Below are 1,065 nucleotides of genomic sequence, written 5' to 3' on the forward strand. Positions count from 1 at the left end.
GTCAGGCTTTCCGGCAGCGTGAAGAAAAAGCGTTTGGCGACTTACAGGCACTGCTGGCGGAAACACCGGCCCTGATTCGCGACGTTGAGCAAAAATTGGCAGAGTTGGAAACCTTACTCCCTGCGGACGAGACCTTCTCAACCACGGACTTTATCCTGTTCCCCATCCTGCGATCGCTGACTATTGTAAAAGGCATTCACTACGGACCTCGTGTGAGTGAATACCTACATCGTGTCGCCGCCGCCGCCCAGATTGATTTACTGACAGCCCAGGCGCGCTAATTCACTGCGGCACACCCCATGCGCTCAGAATAGCCGGGGTAGGCATGACAGTGACGGGATTGCCCGGCAGGCTGAGCCCCGCCCACACTTCATTATGCTGACCGATGAGCTGCTGGGCGCTGGCATAAGTACGATCCGCCGTGGTGTGGGCATCCGCCACCACGGTAATCGCATAACCTTTGCTGGCCCCCACCTTGATCGTGGTATCTACGCAATAATCGGTCGCACAACCGCACACGGTAAAGGCGCGGGTTCCCAGGCGCTGTAAAAGATCATCCAGCGTCGTATGCCAAAACGCATCACAGGCGGTTTTAGTGACATAGTGCGCATGCGCTGGCTGGTGTAATTCTGGGATGATTTGCCATAAATCACCGTCAACGCACATTTCTCCTTCGGCATGCTGGATGAAAATAACAGCGTCGGCGGCATCAATCAGCTGATTGATCAATGCAGCCTTGCCCTGTTTATCGTAACGTGGCACCGCAAAAACCCCGACTTGCATATCAACCACGACCAAAACGTTATTTTTCATCATCACCTCAACGTAAAAAAGCCAAGGTTGTGTGGCTGTCACACGACCTTAGCTTGATGCATAATTAGCTTTATGCAAAAAAGTTACGCGGTTTGCAAATCGCCGCAAAACCCTTAACGACTGAGGCTTGCGCCCCCGCCTTTTTTCATCACGCCACGGATCTCCGATTCCTGTACCAGGTTCAAGTCACCGCTAATCGTCAATTTCAGAACGCTGGCCGCAATCGCAAAATCGATGGACTCCTGAGCGTCA

Annotated in this window: 1 protein-coding gene and 1 pseudogene; one reads left to right on the plus strand and one right to left on the minus strand. The window is 53.1% G+C overall.

The window, feature by feature from the left end; genetic code table 11:
• Positions 1-281: pseudogene (locus tag J5224_RS29585) on the plus strand (glutaredoxin); the annotation flags it as partial.
• 1 nt (position 282) lies between these two features.
• On the opposite strand, the gene J5224_RS29590 reads toward J5224_RS29585, so the two are convergent.
• Complete coding sequence (locus tag J5224_RS29590) at positions 283-816, minus strand: isochorismatase family protein (protein ID WP_264628635.1); 534 nt, start codon at positions 814-816, stop codon at positions 283-285.
• Positions 817-1,065: the final 249 nt, after the last annotated feature.

This window comes from Candidatus Symbiopectobacterium sp. NZEC135, assembly GCF_025962695.1.

Excerpts from the sequence above, each read along its gene's own strand:
- J5224_RS29590 (WP_264628635.1), bottom strand. The coding sequence starts at position 816 with ATGATGAAAAATAACGTTTTGGTCGTGGTTGATATGCAAGTCGGGGTT.